General features: G+C 65.7%; 22 protein-coding genes and 1 pseudogene. 14 read left to right on the top strand and 9 right to left on the bottom strand.

Annotated elements, in window-relative coordinates:
• Position 1 precedes the first annotated feature (1 nt).
• Positions 2–853 carry a phosphodiesterase gene (locus tag JQ617_RS18700; protein WP_212027590.1) on the bottom strand — a complete coding sequence of 284 codons (852 nt, stop codon included), beginning with the start codon at positions 851–853 and terminating at the stop codon, positions 2–4.
• Positions 854–1044: 191 nt separating this feature from the next.
• On the opposite strand from JQ617_RS18700, the pseudogene JQ617_RS18695 reads away from it, so the two are divergent.
• Positions 1045–1578, top strand: a pseudogene (locus tag JQ617_RS18695) (REP-associated tyrosine transposase).
• Between the two features lie 144 nt (positions 1579–1722).
• Here JQ617_RS18695 and JQ617_RS18690 read toward each other — a convergent pair.
• The gene (locus JQ617_RS18690; RefSeq protein WP_212027589.1) at positions 1723–3195 is read right to left on the bottom strand and encodes a protein adenylyltransferase SelO; all 1473 of its coding nucleotides are present in this window, start codon (positions 3193–3195) and stop codon (positions 1723–1725) included.
• A 197-nt stretch (positions 3196–3392) separates the two neighbouring features.
• Between JQ617_RS18690 and aspS the strand changes: the two genes are divergently transcribed.
• On the top strand, positions 3393–5165 hold the full coding sequence (gene aspS / locus JQ617_RS18685) for an aspartate--tRNA ligase (protein WP_166816645.1): 1773 nt from the start codon (positions 3393–3395) through the stop codon (positions 5163–5165).
• Positions 5166–5323: 158 nt separating this feature from the next.
• Here aspS and JQ617_RS18680 read toward each other — a convergent pair whose 3' ends face one another.
• A complete protein-coding gene (locus tag JQ617_RS18680; RefSeq protein WP_212027588.1) occupies positions 5324–7294 on the bottom strand; it encodes an aq_1923 C-terminal domain in 1971 nt (656 codons plus the stop codon).
• A gap of 257 nt (positions 7295–7551) precedes the next feature.
• Here JQ617_RS18680 and JQ617_RS18675 point away from each other — a divergent pair, with 257 nt between their 5' ends.
• The 3 genes from JQ617_RS18675 (at position 7552) to JQ617_RS18665 (ending at position 12225) form a co-directional block, all read left to right on the top strand.
• Positions 7552–9861, top strand: a complete 2310-nt coding sequence (locus tag JQ617_RS18675; RefSeq protein ID WP_212027587.1) for an NADP-dependent malic enzyme — start codon at positions 7552–7554, stop codon at positions 9859–9861.
• Between the two features lie 293 nt (positions 9862–10154).
• A complete protein-coding gene (locus tag JQ617_RS18670) occupies positions 10155–10607 on the top strand; it encodes a DoxX family membrane protein (RefSeq protein ID WP_212027586.1) in 453 nt (150 codons plus the stop codon).
• Between the two features lie 229 nt (positions 10608–10836).
• Positions 10837–12225 (top strand): outer membrane protein, encoded by a 1389-nt coding sequence (locus tag JQ617_RS18665; RefSeq protein ID WP_349630635.1) that lies wholly within the window; start codon positions 10837–10839, stop codon positions 12223–12225.
• A gap of 15 nt (positions 12226–12240) precedes the next feature.
• On the opposite strand, the gene JQ617_RS18660 is transcribed toward JQ617_RS18665, so the two are convergent.
• The 4 genes from JQ617_RS18660 to JQ617_RS18645 all read right to left on the bottom strand — a co-directional run bounded on the left by JQ617_RS18660 (position 12241) and on the right by JQ617_RS18645 (position 16313).
• Positions 12241–12792 (bottom strand): dihydrofolate reductase family protein, encoded by a 552-nt coding sequence (locus tag JQ617_RS18660; RefSeq protein WP_212027585.1) that lies wholly within the window; start codon positions 12790–12792, stop codon positions 12241–12243.
• A 7-nt stretch (positions 12793–12799) separates the two neighbouring features.
• Positions 12800–13825, bottom strand: coding sequence for a polysaccharide deacetylase family protein (locus tag JQ617_RS18655; protein WP_212027584.1), 1026 nt, complete (start codon positions 13823–13825; stop codon positions 12800–12802).
• Positions 13826–13989: 164 nt separating this feature from the next.
• A complete protein-coding gene (locus tag JQ617_RS18650) occupies positions 13990–14559 on the bottom strand; it encodes a glutathione peroxidase (RefSeq protein ID WP_212027583.1) in 570 nt (189 codons plus the stop codon).
• A 116-nt stretch (positions 14560–14675) separates the two neighbouring features.
• Positions 14676–16313: a L,D-transpeptidase family protein gene (locus tag JQ617_RS18645; protein ID WP_212027582.1), complete on the bottom strand. Its 1638-nt coding sequence runs from the start codon at positions 16311–16313 to the stop codon at positions 14676–14678.
• 208 nt (positions 16314–16521) lie between these two features.
• On the opposite strand from JQ617_RS18645, the gene JQ617_RS18640 reads away from it, so the two are divergent.
• The 4 genes from JQ617_RS18640 to JQ617_RS18625 all read left to right on the top strand — a co-directional run bounded on the left by JQ617_RS18640 (position 16522) and on the right by JQ617_RS18625 (position 18244).
• The gene (locus tag JQ617_RS18640) at positions 16522–17070 is read left to right on the top strand and encodes a CreA family protein (RefSeq protein ID WP_212027581.1); all 549 of its coding nucleotides are present in this window, start codon (positions 16522–16524) and stop codon (positions 17068–17070) included.
• Between the two features lie 136 nt (positions 17071–17206).
• Positions 17207–17674 carry a hypothetical protein gene (locus tag JQ617_RS18635; protein WP_212027580.1) on the top strand — a complete coding sequence of 156 codons (468 nt, stop codon included), beginning with the start codon at positions 17207–17209 and terminating at the stop codon, positions 17672–17674.
• A gap of 11 nt (positions 17675–17685) precedes the next feature.
• The gene (locus JQ617_RS18630; RefSeq protein ID WP_167358220.1) at positions 17686–17850 is read left to right on the top strand and encodes a hypothetical protein; all 165 of its coding nucleotides are present in this window, start codon (positions 17686–17688) and stop codon (positions 17848–17850) included.
• A 31-nt stretch (positions 17851–17881) separates the two neighbouring features.
• Positions 17882–18244: a hypothetical protein gene (locus JQ617_RS18625; protein WP_212027579.1), complete on the top strand. Its 363-nt coding sequence runs from the start codon at positions 17882–17884 to the stop codon at positions 18242–18244.
• A 12-nt stretch (positions 18245–18256) separates the two neighbouring features.
• On the opposite strand, the gene JQ617_RS18620 is transcribed toward JQ617_RS18625, so the two are convergent.
• Positions 18257–18502, bottom strand: a complete 246-nt coding sequence (locus JQ617_RS18620; RefSeq protein WP_145659185.1) for a DUF6719 family protein — start codon at positions 18500–18502, stop codon at positions 18257–18259.
• A gap of 67 nt (positions 18503–18569) precedes the next feature.
• On the bottom strand, positions 18570–20051 hold the full coding sequence (gene pdxR, locus JQ617_RS18615; protein WP_212027578.1) for a MocR-like pyridoxine biosynthesis transcription factor PdxR: 1482 nt from the start codon (positions 20049–20051) through the stop codon (positions 18570–18572).
• A 75-nt stretch (positions 20052–20126) separates the two neighbouring features.
• Here pdxR and JQ617_RS18610 point away from each other — a divergent pair, with 75 nt between their 5' ends.
• The 5 genes from JQ617_RS18610 (at position 20127) to kynU (ending at position 25470) form a co-directional block, all read left to right on the top strand.
• Positions 20127–20852, top strand: a complete 726-nt coding sequence (locus JQ617_RS18610) for a pyridoxamine 5'-phosphate oxidase family protein (protein ID WP_063683975.1) — start codon at positions 20127–20129, stop codon at positions 20850–20852.
• A gap of 51 nt (positions 20853–20903) precedes the next feature.
• Positions 20904–22181, top strand: coding sequence for an ArgE/DapE family deacylase (locus JQ617_RS18605; protein ID WP_212027577.1), 1278 nt, complete (start codon positions 20904–20906; stop codon positions 22179–22181).
• A 386-nt stretch (positions 22182–22567) separates the two neighbouring features.
• Positions 22568–23389 carry a hormone-sensitive lipase gene (locus JQ617_RS18600; protein WP_212027576.1) on the top strand — a complete coding sequence of 274 codons (822 nt, stop codon included), beginning with the start codon at positions 22568–22570 and terminating at the stop codon, positions 23387–23389.
• 30 nt (positions 23390–23419) lie between these two features.
• Positions 23420–24259 (top strand): tryptophan 2,3-dioxygenase, encoded by an 840-nt coding sequence (gene kynA, locus JQ617_RS18595; protein ID WP_212027575.1) that lies wholly within the window; start codon positions 23420–23422, stop codon positions 24257–24259.
• Positions 24260–24267: 8 nt separating this feature from the next.
• On the top strand, positions 24268–25470 hold the full coding sequence (kynU, locus tag JQ617_RS18590; RefSeq protein WP_212027574.1) for a kynureninase: 1203 nt from the start codon (positions 24268–24270) through the stop codon (positions 25468–25470).
• The last annotated feature ends 98 nt before the right edge of the window (positions 25471–25568 follow it).

Raw genomic sequence — 25568 nt, 5'->3', positions numbered from 1 at the left:
CTCATCGCGCCGGGAAATTGAGCGCATAGTCGCGGCCATCCACTCCTGCCGGTGGCTCGAAGGGGAAGCGCAGACTGGTGTCGAGGAAATCGTGGCTGTGCACGACGAGGTTCTGATCGTCGATCAGGACGACGCCATAGGCCGGCGGCTCGTGGCTCGCCAGATGGTCGGTGGCCTTGGCGTCGAGCTCGAACCAGACCTGATGGTTGGTGCCGCGCAGCGTCGAGAACGGGATGTTGCCGTAGCTGCCGAAGATCGGCCGGTGCACATGGCCGAAGAACAGGTGGCGGATGCGGGATCGATACGGCGCGATCGCTTCGGCGAATTCGGCGCTCTGCTTCAGCGCGATCTCGTCCATGGCGTGGACGCCGACCGGGAAGGGCGGGTGGTGCATGAACACGACGAATTGCTGGTCGGCGGGCGCGGCCGCCAGCGTGCTCGCGAGCCAGCCGAGGCGCTTTCCGCACATCTCGCCGGCGTGGCTGGTCTCGTCCAGCGTGTCCAGGAAGACGAACAGGCCGTGCTCGGTGGTGCGGGTGCCCTGCACGAACCCGTTGGGATCGCGCGGCGCGGAGCGAAGACCGTCGAGGCAGGCGACGCGCTTGTCGTGATTGCCGACCATGGCGATGTACGGGATTTTCAGCGCAGCCATCGCGTCGGCGAAATTGGCGTAGGATTCAGCCTCGCCCCAATGGGTGAGATCGCCGGTCACGACTGCGAAGGCGGCATCGGACTGGTGCTTGTTGATGTCGGCGATCGCCGCATCCAGCCGGGCGCGCGGATCGAGCCCATAGAGCTTCAGCCCGGGGTTCGCGAGATGCGTGTCGGTGATGTGGATGAACTTGAAGGGCATGGCACGCTTTGTCGGGACGGTTGGAGGATGGGCGCCTCCGGCAAGACGACCCTGCCAGCCCGTTAGAGCGCGTGTGTTTCAGTTTGATGACAGCGGTTCCCGTGTCCACAACGGCCAAGGCCGTAGGGTGGATTAGCCGAAGGCGTAATCCACCACTGTGGGCCAACTTCAAGTTGTGATATCGGTTGCAGATGTCCGATTACCGCCGTGCATTCGTCCCCGGAGGATGCTGGTTCTTCACCGTGAATCTGCTCGATCGGCGCAAGGCTCTCTTGACCGACCAGATCGACATTCTGCGGCGCGCAGTCGCCGCAACACGTCAAAGCCATTCCTTCGAGATCGACGCTTTCGTGGTTCTTCCGGATCATCTCCACGCGATTTGGCAATTGCCGCCAGGCGACTCCAATTTTTCGGTGCGTTGGCGCTTGATCAAGACACGCTTCGCCAAGTCGCTACCGTCGACCGAACGGCTGAGCGCGGTTCGTGCGGCACGCAACGAGCGCGGCATCTGGCAACGTCGGTTTTGGGAGCATCTCATTCGTGACGAAGCCGACTATGCGCGCCATGTCGAGTATTGCTAGTACAATCCCGTCAAGCACGGTTATGTCTCGAAGGTAGGCGACTGGCCGTACTCGTCGTTTCACCGCGATGTCCGCGAGGGATTGTTTCCGGCGGATTGGGGCGGCGACGTGAAGGCTGTCGGCGAGTTTGGCGAGCGGGTATGAAGGTTGCGCCGGTCCGTAGGGTGGATTAGCGAAGCGTAATCCACCTCCTTGCTTTCGACTCGTTCGGAAAAGTGGTGGATTACGCCAGCGGACTGCGCTTCGCGCAGCCTTCGGCTAATCCACCCTACGCACCGGGAATCGTCGCTACGTCCCGCAGAACGTCTGCAGCACCCGCTGGTCCGGCAGCGGCGGATCGGCGTAGGCGGCGTCATCCGGCTGGTCCTCGAACGGCTTTGCCAGCACCTTCACCAATTCCTCGAACGGCGCGTAGTCGTTGTTGTTCACCGCGGCCTGGATCACGGCCTCGACGCGGTGGTTGCGCGGGATGAAGATCGGGTTGACGGCGTGCATTGCGGCTTGCCGCTCGGCTGCGCTCTGCGGCTCCAGCGCGATGCGCGCGCGCCAGCGGCCGGCCCATTCGTCGAAGGCGGCGGGCTCCATGAACTGCGCGCGCACATCAGTGCCGTCATCGGCCGCGGCGTCGCCGAGCTTGCGGAAGGTGAGGGTGAAGTCGGCCTGGTTCTTCGCCATGGCATCGAGCAGGTCCTGGATCAGCGCCTCGTCACCGTCGCGCTCCGTGAATAGGCCGACCTTCTTGCGCAGGCCGGCCTGATAGGCGTCGCTGAAGATCTCGCCGAAGGCGCCGAGAATGTCCTGGGCCTCGGCGACCGCCTTCTCCTGGTCGTCCGAGAACAGCGGCAGCAGGCATTCGGCGAGGCGCGTCAGATTCCACAGCGCGATGCGCGGCTGGTTGGCGTAGGCGTAGCGGCCCATCTCGTCGATCGAGGAGAACACCTGCGAAGGATTGTAGGCGTCCATGAAGGCGCAGGGGCCGTAGTCGATGGTCTCGCCCGAGATCGACGAGTTGTCAGTGTTCATCACGCCGTGGATGAAGCCGACCAAGAGCCAACGCGCGACGAGATCGGCCTGGCGCGCGACGACGGCCGCGAGCAGGTCGTGATAGGGCCGCGCCGCATGCAGCAGGTGCGGATAGTGACGGGCGATGACGTGATCGGCGAGCCGGCGGATCGCCCCGGTGTCGCGGCGGACGGCGAAGAACTGGAAGGTACCGACGCGGATATGGCTGGAGGCAACGCGGGTCAGCACCGCGCCGGGCAGGGCGGTCTCGCGGATGACGTGCTCGCCGGTGACGACGGCGGCGAGCGAGCGCGTGGTCGGGATGCCCAGCGCAAACATCGCCTCGCTGACGATGTATTCGCGCAGGACCGGCCCGAGCGCCGCGCGGCCATCGCCGCGGCGGGAGAACGGGGTGGGGCCCGAGCCCTTGAGCTGGATGTCGCGGCGGACGCCGTCCCGGTCGATGACCTCGCCGAGCAGGATGGCGCGGCCGTCACCGAGCTGGGGCACGAACTGCCCGAACTGGTGGCCGGCATAGGCCATGGCGATGGGATCGGCCCCGGCGGGGACGGTCTTGCCGGCCAGGATTTCGGCCCCCTCAGGGGTCTCCAGGAGGTCCGGATCGAGCCCGAGCTGGACCGCCAGCGGGCGGTTCAGCTTGATCAGCCGGGGGGCGGCGACAGGGGTCGGCGCGACGCGGGCAAAGAAGCTGTCCGGCAGGGCCGAATACGAGTTCTGGAAGGGGAAATGGACGGTCATGGAGGTAAAGATAGGCGGGGAACACCTGATGGCAAAGCCTTGAGGCCAGATCGGCCAAAAATGGGCGCTTCTAGCCCAAATCAGGCCGTTCCCTTGGTTGCCGCCCCCCGCCTCGTCGGGTAAACCCTGCCGCAACTTCGGACCGGTCGTTTCAGGCCGTCCGATTCGCTTCCTCCGACATTGATTTTGGGACGACCATGCATCGCTACCGGTCACATACATGCGGCGCGCTCCGCGAGAGCAACATCGGCGAGACCATCCGCCTCTCGGGCTGGGTCCATCGCGTTCGCGACCATGGCGGCGTGCTGTTCATCGATTTGCGCGACCATTACGGCCTGACCCAGTGCGTGGTCGACCCGGACTCGCCGGCGTTCTCGCTGGCCGAAAAGCTGCGCTCGGAATTCGTGGTCAAGATGGACGGCAAGGTCCGCCGCCGCCCCGATGGCACCGACAATGACGAGCTGCCGACCGGCAAGATCGAGATCTATGTCAGCGAGATCGAGGTGCTGGGCCCGGCCGGCGACCTGCCGCTGCCGGTGTTCGGCGACCAGGAATACCCCGAAGACATCCGCCTGAAGTACCGCTTCCTCGACCTGCGTCGCGAGAAGCTGCACCAGAACATCATGACCCGCGTCGAGATCATCAAGTCGATGCGCCGGCGCATGGAGGGGCAGGGCTTCTTCGAGTTCAACACGCCGATCCTGACCGCGTCCTCGCCGGAGGGCGCGCGCGACTTCCTGGTGCCCTCGCGCATCCATCCCGGCAAGTTCTACGCGCTGCCGCAGGCGCCGCAGCAGTACAAGCAGCTGCTGATGATGTCGGGCTTCGACCGCTACTTCCAGATCGCGCCCTGCTTCCGCGACGAGGACCCGCGCGCCGACCGTCTGCCGGGCGAGTTCTACCAGCTCGACGTCGAGATGAGCTTTGTCACGCAGGAAGACGTGTTCGCGGCGATGGAGCCCGTGATCACCGGCGTGTTCGAGGAGTTCGCCAAGGGCAAGCCGGTGAGCAAGAACTGGCGCCGCATTCCGTTCGCCGAGGCGCTGCGGAAGTACGGCAGCGACAAGCCGGACCTGCGCAACCCCATCGAGATGCAGGACGTCTCCGAGCACTTCCGCGGAAGCGGCTTCAAGGTCTTTGCGCGCATGCTCGAAGATCCCAAGAACCAGGTCTGGGCGATCCCGGCCACGGGCGGCGGCAGCCGCGCGTTCTGCGACCGCATGAACTCGTGGGCGCAGGGCGAAGGCCAGCCCGGCCTCGGCTACATCATGTGGCGCGAGGGCGGCGAGGGCGCTGGTCCGCTTGCGAACAACATCGGGCCTGAGCGCACCGCGGCGATCCGCGCGCAGATCGGCACCAAGGAGGGCGATGCCGCCTTCTTCGTCGCCGGCGATCCCGACAAGTTCTGGAAGTTCTCAGGCCTTGCCCGCAACAAGGTCGGCGAGGAGTTGAACCTCACCGACAAGGAGCGGTTCGAGCTCGCCTGGATCGTCGACTTCCCGATGTACGAGTACAACGAGGACGACAAGAAGGTCGACTTCTCGCACAACCCGTTCTCGATGCCGCAGGGCGGCCTGGACGCGCTGAAGGGCCAGGATCCGCTGACCATCAAGGCGTTCCAGTACGACATCACCTGCAACGGCTACGAGATCGCCTCGGGCGGCATCCGCAACCACGTGCCGGAAGCCATGGTGAAGGCGTTCGAGATCGCCGGCTACGGCGAGCAGGAAGTGGTCGACCGCTTCGGCGGCATGTACCGCGCGTTCCAGTATGGCGCGCCGCCACATGGCGGCATGGCCGCGGGTGTCGACCGCATCGTGATGCTGCTCTGCGGCACCACGAACCTGCGCGAGATCTCGCTGTTCCCGATGAACCAGCAGGCGATGGACCTCCTGATGGGCGCGCCGTCGGAAGCGACGACAAAGCAGCTCCGCGAGCTGCATGTGCGGGTGAACCTGCCGCAGAAGTGAGGCGAGCCGGTTGCTCGTGCCCCGGACGCAGCGCAGCACGTTAGTGGTGCGCTGCTGAGCCGGGGCCCATGTCTCCGCGAGTAACAAGCTTTCTAGGTCCCGGCTCTGCGCAGCGTCACTGCGTGCCGCAGCGCGTCCGGGACACGCGACAACTCGATCTACAGCCCCGTCGACGCCTCGATCCTGAACTGCGCCAGCGCGACGATCGGCTCGTCGCTCAGCGCGTCCAAGAGCTGGATCACCGGCACCTTGCCGAGTGGCGTCAGCCTGATCGTCAGCGTCTGCCCCGAGGTCTCGACGAAGCCGGCGAGCGCGTCCACGGCAACCCTGGTGTCGGGATTGGAGGCGGCGATCCGCTCGCCCTGGGCGCGGATCATCTCGACGATCTTGCTGCGCGCGGCGTCGCGACTGAGGTTCTGCATCCGCGAGAACTGCGCCACCACGAGATCGACCACGCCGCTGTCGTGCAGCGAGAGCTCGATCGCGCCGGTCTCGGCCTCCGCCAAATGACCCATGGCCTCCATCGGATCTGTCGTGGTGAACAGGCCGCGCGGCACGTTGGCGAGCGCGAGGCTCGCCTGCGCCCGCGCGAGATTGCCGAGATCGAGCGTGGCCGGAGCGAGCGCGAAGGCGCCCGACGACTCCGTCCAGGCGGCGCCGAGATCGAGGTCGATCGCGAGCTTGTCCACGCCGGCCATGATCAGCGGCCGCTGCGCCGGATTGGCGGGATCGGTGGGCGTCACCATCTTTACGACGAGGTTGGCCTTGGTCGGGACCGAGCCGACCAGCTGCCCCCAGTTCAAGCTGATCGTGTCGATGGTGATGAGCTGCCGGGTGTTCTTGTAGGGCGAGACCACGCCCTTGATCTCGGCGCCCTCGAGCACGCGGAACAGTCCCATCATCTGGTCCGGAGAGGGCGTCTGACCGGATGTCCTGACGCTTGCCGCCCAGCGCATCAGATTGGCCGCGCTGAAGGACTTCAGTGCAAAGCGCTCCATCTTGAGCTGCCCCTGCGGCATCGGCATATCGAGGCCTTCCAGCGCGATCTTCTCCGGATCGTATTTGACGGCGTTGAGCCTCGCCGTCCCTTGCGGCGTCTCGATGGTTTGCTTGCCGATTTCGGCCTTGCCGATCTGAAAGCCGTCGAAAAAGTCGGCCACCTTCTCGATCATGTCGCGCGACTGCGCCGGCGTCGGGATCGAGCCGTCAGCCGGCACCAGCGCCATGATTTCAGCCGGACGGAATTTCGAGGGCCGGATCGCGATGTCGTCGATGCCGACATCGGCGATTTGAACGCGCACGCCTGCCGCCATTGTCACCGCGTAGGAAGCGGCCGCGACGCGTCGATAGATCCTGCGGAAACTGTCGTCGCTCGACCCTTGCGGATCGAGCGCAGCCGCCAATGTGTGGCCGTCGAAATCGTAGACAGCCAGACCGGATAGCTCGCCCTTCATTTTCTCGGGCTTGCCCGGCTGGGTCACATCGAGCGAGTAGGTGATACGGTCCGTCTTCGCCGTTTCGACCTTGCCGCGATTGATGTTCCGGACCTCTAGACCGGAATAGAGGAAGTCTCCGCTGCCGGCCTTGCCGGCGCCCGCATCGACGGTCGCCGCGATGGTCGGCGCCACGATCGAGGACGCCGAGATGGTCGCGTATTGCGCGAGGATGAAGCGGTACATGTCGATGACCGTGCCGGACAGCGGAGCGCTGGCCGCACGGGTGGGACCGGAAAAGTCGCGCGCGGTGATCTCGGGGATCTTGTAGCTCGCCTTCAGCTTCGTCCGCTCTGTGTATGTGAAGGCGGCTTCGACCCCGGATACCTCGATGCTGTCGGCCGAGAAATGGGCCTCGTCCGGCTGGCGTATGCCGACGGCGGTGACCTTTGCGACCTTGACGTTGGCCAGCTCGGGCTGGGTGGGCTCGACCGCGATATCCTCGATCGTCAGCGTCCGGGTGGCGAGCTCGAACGTGATCTTGCCATGGCTCGCCTTGCCGCCACCGCTGCGCATCCGCTCGAAGGCGGCCTCGACCTCGGCCGTGGCGCGGTGCTGGACGTAGAGGTTGAAGCCGAACCAGCCGCCGGCGGCGAGCGCGGCTGCCACGACCAGGCCGATCAGGATCCGCTTCATTCCCAGCTCCAGTTGCTCGTTTTGCACCGCGCAACCTGCCATATTCGGGAAGCGCGGCGCGGTCCAGAGAAAGCTAGCGGAAAGCTAGCGCTATCAGATATTTGACCATGCGCCCTGTTGATGGGGCCGCAATCGGATGTTGCCACCGGGCCTGCGGCCGTGCTTCATCCCGTTTCCACGACCCGGAAATATCGCCCGCTTGGACGACCGCTCCGGATCGTGCATTTTGAGGCCGGTAACGCGAGGCGAGACACCGCATGTCGTCCTATTCTGATGATCTCCACCAGGCGGCGCTCGCCTACCATCGTCTGCCGCGCCCCGGAAAGCTCGAGATCCAGGCAAGCAAGCCGCTTGCCAACCAGCGCGACCTCGCGCTTGCCTATTCTCCCGGCGTCGCCGCGGCCTGCACCGAGATCGCCAAGAACCCGGCCGAGGCCGCCACGCTGACCACCCGCGCCAATCTGGTCGCCGTGGTCTCGAACGGCACCGCAGTGCTCGGGCTCGGCAATATCGGCCCGCTGGCCTCCAAGCCGGTGATGGAGGGCAAGGCGGTCCTGTTCAAGAAGTTCGCCGGCATCGACGTGTTCGACATCGAGATCGCCGCCGACACCATCGACCGCGTGGTCGAGACCGTGGCGGCGCTCGAGCCGACTTTCGGCGGCATCAACCTGGAAGACATCCGCGGGCCGGAGTGCTTCGAGATCGAGGCGCGGCTGAAGGAGCGCATGAAGATCCCGGTCTTCCATGACGACCAGCACGGCACCGCCATCATCGTCGCCGCCGCCATCACCAACGGCCTCCGGCTGAACGGCAAGAAGCTATCGGACGTCAAGATCGTGGCGTCGGGGGCGGGGGCCGCGGCGATCGCGACACTGAACCTGCTGGTGTCGATGGGCGCGCAGCGCAAGAACATCTGGGTCTGCGACATCGACGGCCTCGTCCATGAGGGCCGTAACACCTCGATGGACCGCTGGAAGGCGGTCTATGCGCAGAAGACCGACAAGCGCACGCTCGGCGACGTCATCGGCGGCGCCGACATCTTCATCGGGCTGTCGGCACCGGGCGTGCTCAAGCCGGAGATGGCGCAGGCAATGGGCGACAAGCCGCTGATCATGGCGCTCGCCAACCCGACGCCGGAGATCATGCCGGAGGAGGCGCGCAAGGTGCGCCCCGACGCGATGATCTGCACCGGCCGCTCCGACTATCCGAACCAGGTCAACAACGTCCTGTGCTTCCCCTTCATCTTCCGCGGCGCGCTTGATGTCGGCGCCAGCGCCATCAACGAGGAGATGAAGCATGCCGCGGTCGAAGCCATCGCGCAGCTCGCGCGCGAGGCCCCGTCCGATGCGGTCGCGCAGGGCTTCGACACCGGCGAGACGCAGGGCTTCGGCCCGGGCTCGCTGATCCCCAGCCCCTTTGATCCCAGGTTGATCCTGCGCATCGCGCCGGCCGTGGCGAAGGCTGCGATGGAATCGGGCGTCGCGACGCGGCCCATCACCAATTTCGACGAATATACCGCGCTGCTCGAGCGCTTCGCCTTCCGCTCCGGCCTCGTCATGAAGCCGATGTTCGCCAAGGCCAAGACCCAGCCGGTGCGCGTGATCTACGCCGAAGGCGAGGACGAGCGCGTGCTCCGCGCGACGCAGGTGGTGCTGGAAGAAAAGCTGGCGACGCCGATCCTGGTCGGCCGCCCCTCGGTCGTCGAGGCGCGCATCAAGCGCTTCGGCCTGTCGATCAAGGCGGGCAAGGATTTCGATCTCGTCAATCCCGAAGACGATCCGCGCTATCGCTCCTACGTGCAGTCCTATGTCGAGGTCGCCGGCCGCCGCGGCGTGACGCCGGATGCGGCGCGCACGGTGGTGCGCACCAACAACACGGTGATCGCGGCGCTCGCGGTCACGCGCGGGGAGGCGGACGCGATGCTCTGCGGCGTCGAGGGCCGCTACATGAGCCATCTGCGCCATGTCCGCGAGATCGTCGGCTTCTCGCCGGGGATCAGCGACTACGCCGCGCTGGCGCTGCTGATCACCAGCAAGGGTGCCTTCTTCATCGCAGATACGCAGGTCCGCCCCAATCCGAGCGCGGAAGAGCTCGCCGAGATCGCCTCGCTCGCCGCGGTGCACGTCCAGCGCTTCAACATCAAGCCGAAGATCGCCTTCGTCTCGCACTCCGATTTCGGCAGCTACGACACCGAATCCTCGCGCAAGATGCGCCGGGCGACGCAGCTCCTGAAGGAGAAGCACCCGGAGATCGAGGCCGACGGCGAGATGCAGGGCGACACCGCGCTCTCCGCCGCTGCGCGCCGCATGGTGTTGCCGCACTCCAAGCTCGAGGGCGAAGCCAACATCATGATCATGCCGACCCTCGACACCGCCAACGTCGCCTATCAGATGATCAAGTCGCTGGCGGACGCGCTGCCCGTCGGTCCGATCCTGGTCGGGCCGGCGCGCCCGGCGCACATCCTCACCCCCTCGGTGACCGCGCGCGGCATCCTCAACATGACCGCGGTGGCAGTCGTGGAAGCGCAGGAGCGCGCGGCGAGGCAGCAGCCGACGCTGTTCACGTAAGGTCGACGCTTTCGCGAACGCGTCATGCCCGGGCTTGTCCCGGGCATCCACGTTCTTTGTTCGGCCGGGCAAGTCGTGGATGGCCGGGTCGAGCCCGGCCATGACGCGGAGAGGGCGGGCAGAACGCGCTGCTATGGTTCGATTCCGCTAGGGAGCGCCATCGCAGCACCCGCGCCGCCAACTTTTGAATTGCTTGCAGTTTTCCATTTCCCCGTTTGAAAACCGCAAACGGACTCTCCATAATCGCGTAGTCCAAGTTCCAATTTCAAAAAGCCTGAGCCAAGAGGCCGATCATGCCAGCGTTCGTGACTTTCGGGCGGATCTTGTTCGCCGTGCTGTTCATCTACACGGGCGCCACCAAGCTCTTCGCCATCCAGGCAACAGCCGATTACATCGCCACCAAGTTGGTGGTGCCCGACGCGATCGCGCCCTACGCCAAGCAGGTCGAGACGGCGACCGCCATGACCACGCCGCAGCTGCTGGCGATTGCGGTCGGCGGGCTCGAGATCATCGCCGGGCTGATGATCGCGCTGAATTTCGGCGCGCGCTTCTTTGCGATGCTGCTGATCGTCTACGTCGCCGTTGCGACCGTGCTGTTCTACGATTTCTGGAATCAGGTGCCGCCCGACAACGCCAAGATGCTGGTCGACGCGCTCAAGAACCTCTCGATCATCGGTGCGCTCTGCATGATCATCGGCTATGGCCGCACCACGCGTCCGGCCGAGGCGGCTTACGGCGACGTGTAGCCGACGCGGCACGCGCAGATGCGCGTGGCGTGAACCTTCGTTCACACGTTATGGCTTTGAGATCACAGCGGTTCCACATAATGGCAGCCGCTGAGGAGCGCGCGCGTTTCTAGCCTTGTCGGACTCTCCCGGAACCGAATACGACGGCTCGACCGGTTGCATGGGCGCGACCGGCACGGGGCGACGGGGGCGAGACTTGGTTCATTCGAAGCGAAGGCTGGTACGTGCGGTGACCTTGCTCGGAGCCGCGCAGGTCGCCGCCTTTGCCGTCACGGCGGTCCATGCCGCCGATCTGCCCGTGAAGGCGCGGCCCCTCGTGGCACCCGTTGCCAACTGGACCCAGTTCTATGTCGGTGCGGGACTTGGCTTCGACTTCGCATCGGGACGCTCGAACCTGACGCCCGTTGGCGGTGGTCCCTCGCTGTTCAGCCTCGACGGTCTTCAGGGCGCCGATCTCGGATTGTCCGCGTTCGTCGGCTTCGACGTCCATGTTGCGCCGCGTTTCGTGGTTGGCGGCTTCGTCGACTACGATTGGTCGCGCCAGCGGACGACTGTGAGCGTGGGCGGGAATGCCTTCGGGCAGATCGCCACGGCAGTCATGCCGTCGCTCGACCAGGGCTGGACCATCGGTGGCCGTGCAGGATTTCTGGCGACGCCTGATATCCTGCTCTACGGCCTCGCCGGCTACAGCCAGATGCGCATCAACAACTGGAGCGTCACTTACACGATCATCGGCGGTCCCTCGTTCACGGCACAGGAATCCGCCCAGACCTCGCACGGCTATACGGTGGGTGCCGGCGTGGAATATCGCCTCGCCAACAACTGGTCGCTGCGCGGCGAGTATCGCTATGTCGACCTCGGGCACAACACGACCGTCGATCCGCTTGGCCCGGTCTGGACCACCGACCTGTCGGAGCATGTGATCCGGATTGGCGCGGCCTACCGGTTTGGCCAGTTTGGCGGTCCCGCGACGACCGCAGCGGCCGCGTCGGCGATCAATCCGGCGTGGACCGGCGTCTATGTCGGCGCGGGCATCGGCGGCGATGCCGTCACACCTCATGTGGCGGCATCGATCCCCGGAGCGCTGGATTTCAACGCGGCTGGTCTCGGCGGCGCGGACGTCGGCGGCACCTTCACCATCGGCTACGATCGTCAGATCGCGCCAAGATGGGTGGTTGGCGCCTTCGGCCTGATCGATCTCGCCACGAATGGCGGGGCCAGCGTCACGGCAACGGGGGCTGGCGCAGGGGGGACGGTCACGTCGGATCTGGCGTCGGTGAAATGGGCCTGGACCGTCGGCGGCCGCGTTGGCTATCTCGTCTCGCCGGAGACGATGCTCTATGTGCTCGGCGGCTACAGCGGCTCGACCGCGCGGTCCATCACTTACAGCTTCTTCGGAATTCAGAGCACGAGCCCCGAGCGCGAATATCATGGCGCCACTTTTGGCGGCGGCTTCGAGCGCTTCTTCAGCGACAGGGTCTCGGCCCGCGCCGAATATCGCCTGACACATGTCGAGACGCGCGATGATCTCACGGATAGCTTGTTCACCAGTCTCAGCGCGGGCGGCACGATCCACACGCTGCGCTGCTCGCTGGTCTATCACTTGCCTACGCCGTAACGCAGGCCGCCTGCGTTAGGCGCGGCGCCACGGCGTCACGGTGACGTCATGCGCGGCATCGAGCAGGTAGGGCGCGCCAGGATTCATTCCGTGCGACGCCAGGATCTCATGCGGCGTCCGCTCGGGCACGCCGACAAAGCAGCCTTCGCCGCCCGGCAGGCGCAGGTGTGGGGCTTCCGACAGCCAGAACGTGTCGTAGCGGTCCATGAACATGTCGAACACGACGGGTCCGCCGATGATCGCAACCATGCCGGACGCGACGTCCGCGAAGGCACAGGCCTCCTCGAAGCTCGCGTGATCCGGATTCCACAATGTCGCATTGGGCATTTCGGGATCGACGGTGAGGGCCTTGATCTTGCGCGTGAGGATCAGGCGCCTGCGCTTCGGCGAATTCGGCTGCTGCTCGTGCGAGCGACGGCCGTGCACGATCAATGCGGCGCGATCGAGCGCCTGTTCGAAGAACAGCTTGTCGCCTTCGAACTTCAGGGTGTCGGGCATGACATGGCTCGCGTCGGCGAGCATGCCGTCCGCGGAGACGATGACGTAGCCTTCGAGACGAAGAGACAAGTGCCGGCTATTCGGAAACGGTCGTCACCACGGAATTGACCGGCCGGCTGCTCACCGTCGGCAGCTTGATGTCCTTCATCAGCTCCTGGTCGTATTCGGGCAGCGTCGAGGCCGGGAATTTGGCGCGCATCGCCACCACCTTGTAGCCGCCGGCCTTCAGGCGCTTGAGCAGTTCGGGAAGGGCTTCGGCCGTGTGCTTCTGGAAGTCGTGCATCAGGATGATGCCCTTGCCCTTGCTGTCGAGCTTCTTCATCACGGTCTCCACCACCTTCTCGGGCTTGGAGGCCTTGAAGTCGAAGGAGTCGATATCGCAGGAGAAGATCGCCGTGTTGCGGTTGCCGAGATAGGTGACCATCTCCGGCGGGTGCTGCAGCGCCGGGAAGCGGAAGAACGGCGAGGGCGAGATGCCGCCGAGCGCCCATTTCACCGCGGACATGCCCTTCTCGATCTCTTCCTTGCGCTGGGCTTCGGTGAGCTTCTTGTTGTTGAGATTGGCGTGCGACCAGGTGTGGGTGCCGACCGTGTGGCCGGCCGCGTAGACCTGCTTCAGGATCTCGGGCTCATAGGTCGCGTGCTTGCCGATCGAGAAGAAGATGCCGGTGGTGCATTCGTCGGCGAGCGCCTTCAGCACGGCGGGCGTGTTCTTCGGCCAGGGGCCGTCGTCGAAGGTCAGCACCACCTCCTTGTCGCGCAGGAAGTCGAGCTCCTTGAAGTGCTCGAAGCCGAAGCCGGGGCCGCCCGTGGTGTCGATCTCGACGGTGCGGGCAACGCCGAGCGCGCCTTGGGTGTTGCAGGCCGCGCGCGCCGGCTGCGGCGCCTGCTTCGGCGGGGGCGGATTGACGAAGCCTGCCGGCGCGGCAGCGGCTGCGGGCGCGGCAGCCGGAGCTGCAGCGGGCGGTGCGGCGGCCGGCGTTGCCGCCGGTGCGGCTTGCGTTGCGGCCGCGGGCTTTGCGGCCGGGGTCTGCGACCATGCGGCGCCCGTCATCGCAACAGACATCGCGCTTGCCAAAATCAGTCCTGCCGCCACACGCATGGTGTTGTCCTCGAGATTGATCCCGTTGTTCCGCCGTGGCTTTTTGCCTCCGGCAAAACCATCCTGCCCCAAACGATCCTAGCCTAGATGGTGGGCCATCGCCATGGCAACGCCTGTTTGGCATCCCGCCACAATTGTGCCCAACCGGATTGGGCCAGCGTGCGTCACGTATCGGCGAGGGTTTTGGCAATGGCCGTCTTGATCCGTGTGTCGGCCGGCTCGACCGAGGACGGAAATACCTCGGCGATATAGCCGTCACGGCCGATCAGGTATTTGTGGAAGTTCCAGCGCGGAACTTCCCGTGGGCGCGCCTCTGCCGCCCATTTGTAGAACGGATGCGCCTTCGCGCCGACCACGACGGCCTTGGCTGCGATCGGGAAGGTCACGCCATATTGGTGGTGTGCGGTCTCCGTGATCTCGCTCGCGCCGCCGGGCTCCTGTCCGCCGAAATCATTGGAGGGCACGCCGATCACGGTGAGCCCGCGCGCGCGAAACTCGCCCCAGAGCTCCTGCAGGCCCGCATATTGCGGGGTGTAGCCGCAGAGCGATGCGGTGTTCACCACCAATAGCGGCTTGCCGGTGAATGCAGCGAGGCGGATGTCGTCGCCTGACAGCGCGGGGAAGGAAAAGGCGTAGGCCGAGACCCGGCTCATGCCGGCATCGGCGAATGCGCGCGTCACCGGCGCGACAGTGCCTGCGAGCGCTGCGACGAGCATGGTCCTGCGATTCATCATGACGGCGTCCCCCGAAATGATCCGGGGCGCATGTTACTCCGCGGCCGCGACCTGACTCGTCAACACCGCGTTATCGGGAGCGATGGGACGCCTGTACTGACGTCGCTCGAAAGCGCTTAGTACAGGCGGACGATGAAATCGGTGCCTTCGCCGGTCTCACCCTGGTTGATGCCCTGGTCGGAGACGATGATCGACCCGCCGGTGGTCAGCATCTCGTTGATCTTCGCCATGGTGTCGGCGGGCACGGAGATGCGGTCGAGCGCTTCGGCCGGGCTGTCCGGCGTCACCACCGGCTTTGCGGCGACCGGGATCACGGCGGCGCCGCCCTTGCGGCGCGTCACGCGGCCGTCGTCCTCGCGCGCAGCGGAGCGGGCGGTGACGGGCAGCGACACCACCGACCAGTGCAGCGCATTGGAGTCGGCCTTGTCGATCTCGGCGGTGAAGACATGCGTGCCCAGCGGGCGGTCGCTGGCGGCGATCGTCACGGGCGCCTCGAACAGCGGCGCGAAATTCTGCCGCACATAGACCTTGGAATCCTTGCGGCTGATGAAGACGGCGATCTGGCCGGCCCGCTTGGGGGCGTCCGGCTTTGCCGCCGGCGCGGGATCGGCGATGCGCGTCTCGTCCTTCTTCGGGTCGGGCGAGGCAGTTGCCGCATCGGGCTTCTTGGCGGAATCGGCAGCTTCAGTCTTCGCAGGCTCCGACTTTGGCGCGTCAGACTTCGTCGTGTCGCTCTTGGCCGTCTCGACCTTGTCATCGGTCTGCACGGGCGCCTTGGGCGCTTCCGCGGTCTCGCCGGGCTTGGCTTCGGCGTTCGCCGGCTTGGCCGCGTCCGATGCCTCGGCGGTCTTCATCTCGGACTTCGCGGGCGCGTCAACCTTGTCAGCCGTTGCCGCCACTTCGTCGCGCGCCGGCGCGTTACCCGTGGTCACGTCCGACATCACGGTGTGGCCGACCGACGAGCGCAGTTCCAGCACCGCGTCGGCGCTGGCGGTCTTGGTCTCGGCTGACTTGCCCTCAGTGACCTTGGCGGCGGCGCCCTTGTCGCTCTTGTCGCCGACATTGGTCTGCGGCTCGAGGCTCGCCGCGGGCTGCGGCGGCACGCGCACCGAAGCGAGCAGCGGATGCTGGAAGCTGTGCGGCGTCATCTCGCCGGGCGAGACGATGACGCGCGCGCCCATCTTGGTCCAATTCCACATCTTCACCGCGAATGCCATCGGCATGCGGATGCAGCCGTGCGAGGCGGGATAGCCCGGCAGCACGCCGGCATGCATAGCGACGCCGGACCATGTGATCCGCTGCATGTACGGCATCGGCGCGCCGCTGTAGATGTTGGAGTGGTGGAATTTGTGCTTCTGGATGACGCTGAACACACCCATCGGCGTCGAATGGCCCTTCATGCCGGTCGACACCGGGGATTCCGCGAACACGCCGTTGGTATCGTAGACGGTGACCTTCTGCCGATCGATCGAGACGACGATGACGAGGGGGCCTTGCGGCTTGGTGCCGGCTTCCTTCTCGGGGACGATCGCCTTCTTGCCCGCTGCGCCGCGCTTTTGCGGCGGCTTCTGGCGCGGGATGTCGGGATGCCGATCCTGCCGGGAGGCGTAGGACCCGTCGGAATAATCCGTCCAGTAGTAGAACGCCGCGTCCGCCTGGCTCGCCGTACCGAGCACACCCGCCGCCGTCAGAATGGCGACCTGCCAGAGCCGCGTCGGCTTGGCAGCAAAACCGGACCCGTTCACGCTATTCATCCTCGAATCCATAATCCAAATCAGACGTTAGTCTCGCAGAGGGGATACGCGTTCACCAGCAAGGCGGTTCTGCCATCAGCTACTTTTGTCCAAGACGTAGCAAAAAAGCCTCACGGAGCGGTAAACGGCGGCCGCGCCCGGCTCCCCGTCGTCTTCCTGACCCGCCAGACGATACCTACATTGCCAGGACTTGTTACCGGAGAACTTCATGTCATCTCGTTTCCCCGGTCTCTCGGGCATCCGCTTGAAAGGCCTCGCTTTATTCCTCCTGGCCGTGGCTCTGCCCACAATGTCTGCCCAAGCTGCCGACGAGCCCGATCTGATCTTCCGCCGCTCCACCGTGTTCAAATGGATGAGCCCGAACGACAAGCTTGCGACCTATGGCCTCGACGACCCCGAGGTCGAGGGCGTCGCCTGTCATTTCACCATACCGGAGAAGGGCGGGTTCAAGGGCTGGCTCGGTCTGGCCGAGGAGGTCTCGGACATCTCGCTCGCCTGCCGCCAGGTCGGTCCGATCAAGTTCAAGGGCAAGATGGAGCAGGGCGACGACATGTTCCGCCAGCGCCGCTCGCTGTTCTTCAAGAAGATGCAGATCGTGCGCGGCTGCGACACCAAGCGCAACGTGCTGGTCTACATGGTCTATTCGGACAAGCTGATCGAAGGCTCGCCGAAGAACTCGACTTCGACGGTGCCGATCATGCCGTGGGGGCCTGCCGACGCCAACGTCCAGAAATGCGGCGAATTCTTCACTCAGTGACGACGGTGCGACCGGCGCGCGGTTTCGCTAGATGCGAGCCGGTCAGCCGTACGAACATTTGCGGCGCGGCCTCATAGCCGCGGCTCGATTGCAGCGCCATTTCGTTTCTCGCAGTGGCGCTGCTGCGGACGGGCGCATGGCCCTCGCGGTCCGTCCGCTGGTCCGCCTCGCGCGGCGTTGCGCGATCTCGTGCCATCATGATGGCCATTCCTCACGTGAATGCGCCCGTGATTCCCAGGCGTCTCGGTTTCGATGGCTTGGGTCGCGGCCGAAGCGTTCCCGGTTCGACAGGATCCAGCCTTCGTTTGGCTTCTCTTCAGCAGAAAAACGTAAAACGCGTGTGAAGCGTGCAAGGCGGACGCATGACGGCGCGCTGCGCGCCGGCGCCGTTGCGCGCAGCTCCGGCCTGCCGGGCGGTTTTGAGGCGTCCGGTGTCCTCTCTGAAATGATTGGCATTTTCCGAGAATTGTTTCGTCGCCTCGGCCCGGACGAAACAATTCGCAGGAAGATGAAACCATTTTCGGCTTTTGGCGCATCACGCGCGAAACCGCCCATGGTTATCAGCGTCACAACGACGACGGCGGATCGTCGGCTGCGGAATTGAGGGACAAGACCATGCGCGCGCTCAGCTTCATCCTTGCTTTCGGCTTCGTGCTGGCTGGTTCCTCGTTCGCGGGCATGCCCGACGGCAATCTGCCGGGTGTCGGCACCTTCCAGTACAGCGGTACGCCGGTCATGACGCCGGCGCAGCAGCCGATCGTCGTCGCCGCGCGTTTCTGATCCCGCAAGAAATCAGCCGGCAAGCACCATCATGTCGCTTCGTTTCAGCGCCGCAGCGTTCATCTGCCTTCTGACAATCAATTCCGTGCAGGCGCAGGTACGCGCGCCCTCGCGTCTGCCCGATCCACGCAGCGAATTCGTCCGTCAATGTGCGCCGCGCATGCTCGGGCGCTGGGAGCACCCGGAAGAGGTCTGCGGCTGCCTGCATGACCATGCCGCCGCCGTCGTCGAGGACCGCGATTTGCGCGAAGCGCTGCTGCGCGGCATCAGCGAGACCGGCGTGCCCACGATCGAGACCGATTGGGTGCCGACGTCAAAGCAGAGCGAGATCGGCCCGACCTTCACCAAGATCGCCAAGCCGACCCTTCAGTGCATGTTCGATCCGGCGAAGTAACTTCTCAGATCATCATTTCGTTTTCGGCCCGTGCCGCGGCACGCATGAGGCCGTGCGCGCGACGCCCTTGTCGGTCATCTTCGCGCCGCGCACTTCCTTGACCTGACCGGCGGGGCAGGTCCCGTCATCCACGAGCACGCGCTGGCCGAGCTTCAGATCCACGATGTCCTGCTCGCGCCCGACAGTGGCCGCGCCTGCCGTCGAGGCAAGCGCGATGGAGATCAGAAGCGAAAGGCAGGCCGCGCGGCGCAGTGACATCGTGAAGGCTCCCGGACTGGATGCCGCAATGTAGGGAGCGATCGGCGATTCTGATAGGGAAGCCTGGCTACGCCCGCCGGGCCGGCCTGCCTTTCGCGCGCAACGCGACCCGCGATTCCCGCGCGAGCCGCTCGGCGGAAGCCACGAGCCCGGGAACCGCATGTCCTGAGAATCCCAATACGAAGCCGGGCAGTGGGCGCGTGCGCGAATAGGTGTCGGCGAGCAGCCAGCCCTCAGCGCCCGCGGCTCGCTTGGCCTCCGCTGCGACCGACAGTTCGACCGACGGATCGAACCGGGCGACAAGATGCAGGCCTTGTGATGGCACCGGCACGGACAGCATGCCGTCGGATGCGGCTTCCAGCGTTCCGGCCAGCGCATCGCGCGCCTCGCGATAAAGCTTTCGGACGCGCTTCAGGTTTGCGGCGAACGCACCGGAGTTGAGCATGTCGGCGACCGCGCCCTCCATCAGCGTGCCGGGAAAGCGGTCGAGCGCGGCGCGCGCGGCGGTCACGTCGCCGATCAGCCGCTCGGGCAGGGCGCAATAGCCGATGCGCAGGCCCGGAAACAGCGTCTTGGCGAAGGTGCCCATGTAGATCACGCGCTGGAGATGATCGATGCCGGCGAGCGACATCAGCGGGGCGCCGTCATAACGGAACTCGCTGTCGTAATCGTCCTCCAGCACGAAGGCGCCGGCTTGCCTCGCCCAGTCCAAGAGCTCCAGCCGCCGCGGCATCGACATCTGCACCCCCAGCGGAAACTGATGCGACGGCGTTACATAGGCCGCGCGCGCATGGGGCGCCGCAGTGCGGCCCTTGGCGACGCGCATGCCGTGCTCGTCGACGGGAACGGGCACGGCACGATAGCCGCAATGCGCGATGGTTTTTCGCGCAGCGGGGTAACCGGGGTCCTCGCACCACACCTGGTCATTGGGCTTCAGGATCGCACTCAGCACGATGCGCAGCGCATGTAGCGTGCCTGAGGTCAGCATGATCTGATCGGGGTCGCAGCGCAGGCCGCGCGCCGACAGCAGATGATCGGCGATCGCCGCGCGCAGCTCGCGGCTGCCGCGCGGATCGCCGTAGTGCAGATGCTCGGAGCCGAACGCGCGCATGCGGCGGCCGACGAAGGCGCGAAAGCGCTGCACCGCGCGCTCGTCGATATGGGTGCAGCCGAGCGAGAACGCGCCTTGCCGGGGCGCGTCGACCACGACCTTCGCCTGCTTCGGCCCGGCCGTGCGCGCCGGAATCCGTGCGGCAACGAACGTTCCGGAGCCGACCGTTGCGTCGGCAAAGCCGTCGGCGATGAGGCGCTCATAGGCGGTGACGACGGCGTTGCGCCGAAAGCCGGTTTGCGTTGCCAGCGTCCGCGACGGCGGCAGCGGTTCGCCGGGCTTGACGAGGCCGGAGACGATCATTTCGCACAGCGCCTGATAGAGGCGATGCGCCGAAGAGGCGCCGGCGGTGATGTGCGGGCCGCTGAGATCGAGCGGCAGCTCGGCCTTGGCCGGCGAGGGCGATTTGGCCGGAGAATTGGTCGGAATTTTTCGCATGGAATTGGAACTATCGCAGACCAAATCCATGGCTACAACTGCTCAGGAATTGTTCCAATCCCGACAGGAGCGGCCGTGAGCCAGACCGAGAGCCCAAATTCCTATCCGACCTCAGCGCGCAACCAGGTCAAGCGCCGTCACGACCGGGGCTTCTACGATCACGAGACGGTTCACCGCATCCTGGATTCCTCGATGCTGTGCCACGTCTCCTATGCGATCGACGGCCAGCCCTACTGCACGCCGACCTTCTTCTGGCGCGAGGGCACGCGGCTCTACTGGCACGGCTCGAGCGCCAGCCGCATGCTGCGCAACCAGACCAAAGGCGAGCGCGTCTGCCTGACGGTGGCCCATCTCGACAGCCTGGTGCTGGCGCGCTGCGGCTTCAACCATTCCGCCGACTATCGCGCGGTGATGGCGTTCGGCACCGCCTATCTCGTCACGGACCCCGCCGAGAAGGAGCGGGCGGTGATCGCCATGGTCGACCGCTTCTTCCCGGACCGCACCGCGAGCCTGCGGGCGAGCAGCACGCAGGAGATCAAGGCGACCTCCTTCATCGCCATGGAGATCGAGGAGGCCTCGGCAAAAATCCGCGCCAAGGGTGTGGCCGACGACGACGAGGATTATGCGTTGCCGATCTATGCCGAGCGCATTCCGGTGCGCACCGTGCTCGGCGCGCCGGAACCTTGCACGCGCCTGCTCGACGGCGTGCGCCGGCCTGCGACGCTAGATGGCTATTCCGAAGGCCGCCTGCTCGAAGATGCATTGCGGGATGCTTATTTTGTGGAGTACCCGAACGGCTGAAATCGGCTAGCTTGCGCGCTCCCTGAGGAATGAAATGCCTGGAGTTGCCTGATGAATGCCGAAACGCAGCAAAGGATTCTGGACGCCGTCGACGCCGGCTTCGAGGCCCAGCTTGCGACCACACGCGATTTCGTCGCGATCCCCTCGACGCGCGGGGCGGAGGGGCCGTGCCAGGACATGATCGGCGACCTCCTGCGCGCGCGCGGCTACGAGGTCGATGACTGGCACATCAAGGTCGACGATCTCAAGGATTTGCGCGGCTTCGGCCCGATCGAGCACGATTTCTCGAAGGCGCGCAGCGTGGTCGGCACCTATCGTCCCGCGACCGGGGCCGGCAAATCGCTGATCCTCCAGGGCCATTGCGACGTGGTACCGGCGGGGCCGCTGGAATTGTGGGAGACGCCGCCGTTCTCGCCCGTGATCAAGGACGGCAAGATGTTCGGCCGCGGTGCCTGCGACATGAAGTCGGGCACCATCGGCGCGCTCTATGCGCTCGATGCGATCAAGGCCGCGGGCCTCAAGCCGACGGCGCGGATTCACTTCCAGTCCGTGATCGAGGAGGAGAGCACCGGCGTCGGCGCGCTTTCGACGCTGCAGCGCGGCTATCGCGCGGATGCCTGCTTCATCCCGGAGCCGACCGGCGGCAAGATGGTGCGCTCGCAGGTCGGTGTGATCTGGTTCCGCCTGCGCGTGAAGGGGCATCCGACCCATGTCGCCTTTGCCGGCTCGGGCTCCAACGCGATCATGGCGGCGTATCATCTGGTCCACGCCCTGCAAAAGCTCGAGATCGAATGGAACGAGCGCGCCAAGGCCGACAAGCATTTCAAGACGCTGAACCATCCCATCAACTTCAACCCTGGGATCATCAAGGGCGGCGACTGGGCCTCCAGCGTGCCGGCCTGGTGCGACGTCGATTGCCGCATCGCCGTGTTGCCGGGCTGGTCGGTCGCCGATCACCAGAAGGAGATTGCGGCGCGCGTCGCGGCCGCCTCGCGCAATCACCGCTTCCTCGCCAACAATCCGCCCGAGATCGAATGGTCGGGCTTCCTGTCGGAAGGCTATGAGCTGACCAATGCGGCGGAGCCCGAGGCTGCGTTCGGCAAGGCCTTCAACAAGGTCTATGGCGGCATGCCGGAGGATCTCGTCTTCACCGCGCTGACCGACACCCGCTTCTACGGCCTGAACCACGGCATCCCGAGCCTGTGCTTCGGCGCCAGCGGCGGCGAGATGCACGGCTTCAACGAGTATGTCGACCTGGACTCGCTGAAGAAGAGCACCAAGGCGATGGCGCTGTTCATCGCGGAATGGTGCGGGGTGGAGAAGGCGTAAGGGGGCCCTAGACACAGCTCTCGTAGGGTGGGCAAAGGCGCGCTCGCGCCGTGCCCACCAATTGTCTCCGACATGACCACATGCGTGGGCACGCGTCCGCCTTCGCTCTGCGAGCTACGGCGGACAAGTCGCTTTGCCCAACCTACGGCACCGTGTCCGTCGTCATTGCGAGCGCAGCGAAGCAATCCAGCAGCCTTCCGCGGGACAAGCCTGAATTGCTTCGTCGCTGCGTTCATCGCAATGGCGGCGGAAATATCTTGCCGCTCCGCTGCCCAATCCACCGGCGCCCCAAATCCTTTAAGCTTAAAATAAAGACTAGGATGCCGGCCGCGCCGGTGGCAGACTGGCGCATGGTCGCCAGGCCTGAGTCCGCCGAGGAATGAACGATGCGCGATTGGGATGATGCTTACGCCAATTCGGCCCATATCCCGGGCTCGGACAAGATGCCCGCGCAATGGGCGGAGCGGGCGGCGGCCTACCGCGCCGGGCTGAAGGATCTTCGCGCCGACATCGCCTACGGCTCCGGTGAGCGGCAGCGGCTCGACCTGATCCTGCCCGACGGCGACAGCAACGGCGACAGCAAGGGGCTCGTCGTGTTCGTCCATGGCGGCTACTGGATGCGGTTCGACAAGTCGACCTGGACCGATCTTGCCGAAGGCGCCCGGCATCATGGCTGGACGGTGGCGCTGCCGAGTTACACGCTGACCCCTGGCGCACGCATCTCCGACATCACGGCGGAGATCGCGGCCGCCATCGCCAAGGCCGCCTCGCTCGTCCCCGGGCCGATCCGGCTCGCCGGACACTCCGCCGGCGGCCATCTCGTGACGCGCATGCTGTGCGACGACAGCCGGCTCGAGCCTGCCGTGTTCAACCGCGTTGCCGGCACGCTCTCGATCAGCGGCCTGCACGATTTGCGGCCGCTGCTGAAGACGAAGATGAACGAGACGCTGCGCATGACCATGGAGGAGGCGACGCTCGAAAGCGCCGCGCTGCATCTGCCGCGCGGGCATTCGCCGGTGACCGCCTGGGTCGGCGGCAGCGAGCGGCCCGAATTCATCCGCCAGTCCGACCTGATGGCCAATGTCTGGACCGGTTTCGATGTGCCGACGAGTCTGGTCGTCGATCCCGGGCTGAACCATTTCACCGTCATCGACGGACTGAAGGATCCGTCGTCGCCGATCACCGCGCGCCTGATCGGCCTCGACTAGGCAGGGTACGATCGATCGAAAGGGCCAGCCATGACGTCCAGCGATTACGATCCCACGAACGAAGGCGCCGAGACCGATTTCGCCCGGCGCATGTCATATGGCAATTATCTGGCGCTGGATGCGATCCTCGGCGCGCAGCATCCGCTGTCGGAAGCGCATGACGAGATGCTGTTCATCATCCAGCATCAGACCACGGAGCTGTGGATGCGGCTCGCCATCCACGAGCTCAGCGCCGCGCGCCGCGCGATCGCCAAAGACGAGGTTGCCCCCGCGATGAAGATGCTGGCGCGGATGTCGCGCATCTTCGAGCAACTCAACAACGCCTGGGACGTGCTGCGCACGATGACGCCGAGCGAGTACACGCGGTTCCGCTCTCAGCTCGGCCAGTCCTCGGGCTTCCAGTCGCGCCAGTACCGGCTGATCGAATTTCTGCTCGGCAATCGCAACCATGCGATGCTCAAGCCTCACGCGCACGATGTGGAGACGACCAGACTGCTCGAGGCGGAGCTGGCGACGCCCAGCCTCTATGACGAGGTGCTCAGGCTTGCCGACCGCAACGGGCTCAAGATGCCGGCGGCCGTGCTCGCGCGCGACGTCCGCGAGACCCACAGCTTCAACGAAGGCGTGCTGCAGGCCTGGCGTATCGTCTACGAGGCGCCGGAGACGCACTGGATGCTGTACGAGCTCGCCGAGAAGCTGGTCGATTTCGAAGATTATTTCCGGCGCTGGCGGTTCAACCACGTGACGACGGTGGAGCGCGTCATCGGCTTCAAGCGCGGCACCGGCGGCACCGGCGGTGTCAGCTATCTCAAGCGCATGCTCGAGGTCGAGCTGTTTCCCGAGCTCTGGCGTGTCCGCACCATCCTGTAGAAATGGCCATGACCAGATATCGCGTCTATGACGACACCAAGGCCCTGTTCCATCTGCCTGACGGCGTGATCTATCTCGACGGCAATTCGCTCGGCGCGCTGCCGCTGGGCGTTGCCGAGCGCGTCAGCCGCGTCATCACCACCGAGTGGGGCAACGAGCTGATCCGCGCCTGGAACACCGCAGGCTGGTACGCGCAGCCGCGCCATGTCGGCGACCGCATCGCCCGGCTGATCGGCGCGGAAGCCGGCTCGGTGATGGTCGGCGACACGCTGTCGCTGAAGGTCTACCAGGCCCTCGCTGCGGCGCTCGACATGAACGCATCGCGCAAGGTCGTGCTGTCGGACACCGGCAATTTCCCGACTGACCTCTACATGGCCGAGGGCCTGATCGAAACCCTGGGGCGCGGCCATCAATTGCGCCTGGTGGCACCGGAGGAGATCGAGGCCGCTCTGTCGGAGGAGGTCGCTGTCCTGTACATCACCGAGGTCGACTATCGCACCGGCCGCCGCCACGACATGGCGAAGCTGACGGCGAAAGCGCATGCGCTCGGTATCGTCACCGTCTGGGACCTCGCGCATTCGGCCGGCGCGCTGCCTGTCGATCTCGCCGGCTGCGGCGCCGATTTCGCCGCAGGCTGCACCTACAAATATATCAACGCCGGCCCCGGCGCGCCGGCCTTCCTCTACGTGGCGCCGCGCCACGCCGACACAGCGCGCGCCGCGCTGTCGGGATGGATGGGCCACGCAAAACCCTTTGCGTTCGAGCTTGCCTATGCCGCCGCCGGCGGCGTCGAGCGCATGCGCGTCGGCACCCCGCCGGTGCTGGCCATGGCGGCGCTGGAGGCTTCGCTCGACATCTGGGACCGCGTCGATATCGCGGAAGTCCGCGCGCGATCGCTGGCGCTCGGCGATCTCCTGATTGCGGAGGTCGAGCGCCGCTGCCCGTCCTTGAAGCTCGTCACCCCGCGCGCCCATGAGCGTCGCGGCTCGCAGGTCTCCTTCGCCTTCGAGGGCGGCTACGCTGCCATGCAGGCCCTGATCGCCCGCGGCGTCATCGGCGATTTCCGCGCGCCCGACATCATGCGGTTCGGGATTACGCCGCTGTACATCGGCGAAGCCGAGATCGTGCGGGCGGCGGAGATCATCGAGGAGGTGATCGCAGGCGAGGTGTGGCGCCGGCCGGAATATCAGGTCGTCAATGCGGTGACGTGAGGGACAGTCTCGTGCCCCGGACGCGGCGCAGCGCCTGTTGGCGGTGCGCTGCAGAGCCGGGGCCCACGCCGCACGGTGCTCTATGCGAGATGGGTCCC

Origin of the sequence: Bradyrhizobium sp. KB893862 SZCCT0404 (assembly GCF_018130885.1) — a bacterium.
Lineage (GTDB): Bacteria > Pseudomonadota > Alphaproteobacteria > Rhizobiales > Xanthobacteraceae > Bradyrhizobium > Bradyrhizobium stylosanthis.
The sequence above is the reverse complement of the archived record's forward strand: the minus strand, read 5'-3'. Positions and strand labels throughout refer to the sequence as shown.

Excerpts from the sequence above, each read along its gene's own strand:
- JQ617_RS18700 (WP_212027590.1), bottom strand. The coding sequence starts at position 853 with ATGCCCTTCAAGTTCATCCACATCACCGACACGCATCTCGCGAACCCC.
- JQ617_RS18690 (WP_212027589.1), bottom strand. The coding sequence starts at position 3,195 with ATGACCGTCCATTTCCCCTTCCAGAACTCGTATTCGGCCCTGCCGGAC.
- aspS (WP_166816645.1), top strand. The coding sequence starts at position 3,393 with ATGCATCGCTACCGGTCACATACATGCGGCGCGCTCCGCGAGAGCAAC.
- JQ617_RS18680 (WP_212027588.1), bottom strand. The coding sequence starts at position 7,294 with ATGAAGCGGATCCTGATCGGCCTGGTCGTGGCAGCCGCGCTCGCCGCC.
- JQ617_RS18675 (WP_212027587.1), top strand. The coding sequence starts at position 7,552 with ATGTCGTCCTATTCTGATGATCTCCACCAGGCGGCGCTCGCCTACCAT.
- JQ617_RS18670 (WP_212027586.1), top strand. The coding sequence starts at position 10,155 with ATGCCAGCGTTCGTGACTTTCGGGCGGATCTTGTTCGCCGTGCTGTTC.
- JQ617_RS18655 (WP_212027584.1), bottom strand. The coding sequence starts at position 13,825 with ATGCGTGTGGCGGCAGGACTGATTTTGGCAAGCGCGATGTCTGTTGCG.
- JQ617_RS18650 (WP_212027583.1), bottom strand. The coding sequence starts at position 14,559 with ATGATGAATCGCAGGACCATGCTCGTCGCAGCGCTCGCAGGCACTGTC.
- JQ617_RS18645 (WP_212027582.1), bottom strand. The coding sequence starts at position 16,313 with ATGAATAGCGTGAACGGGTCCGGTTTTGCTGCCAAGCCGACGCGGCTC.
- JQ617_RS18640 (WP_212027581.1), top strand. The coding sequence starts at position 16,522 with ATGTCATCTCGTTTCCCCGGTCTCTCGGGCATCCGCTTGAAAGGCCTC.
- JQ617_RS18635 (WP_212027580.1), top strand. The coding sequence starts at position 17,207 with ATGGCCCTCGCGGTCCGTCCGCTGGTCCGCCTCGCGCGGCGTTGCGCG.
- JQ617_RS18630 (WP_167358220.1), top strand. The coding sequence starts at position 17,686 with ATGCGCGCGCTCAGCTTCATCCTTGCTTTCGGCTTCGTGCTGGCTGGT.
- JQ617_RS18625 (WP_212027579.1), top strand. The coding sequence starts at position 17,882 with ATGTCGCTTCGTTTCAGCGCCGCAGCGTTCATCTGCCTTCTGACAATC.
- JQ617_RS18620 (WP_145659185.1), bottom strand. The coding sequence starts at position 18,502 with ATGTCACTGCGCCGCGCGGCCTGCCTTTCGCTTCTGATCTCCATCGCG.
- pdxR (WP_212027578.1), bottom strand. The coding sequence starts at position 20,051 with ATGCGAAAAATTCCGACCAATTCTCCGGCCAAATCGCCCTCGCCGGCC.
- JQ617_RS18605 (WP_212027577.1), top strand. The coding sequence starts at position 20,904 with ATGAATGCCGAAACGCAGCAAAGGATTCTGGACGCCGTCGACGCCGGC.
- JQ617_RS18600 (WP_212027576.1), top strand. The coding sequence starts at position 22,568 with ATGCGCGATTGGGATGATGCTTACGCCAATTCGGCCCATATCCCGGGC.
- kynA (WP_212027575.1), top strand. The coding sequence starts at position 23,420 with ATGACGTCCAGCGATTACGATCCCACGAACGAAGGCGCCGAGACCGAT.
- kynU (WP_212027574.1), top strand. The coding sequence starts at position 24,268 with ATGACCAGATATCGCGTCTATGACGACACCAAGGCCCTGTTCCATCTG.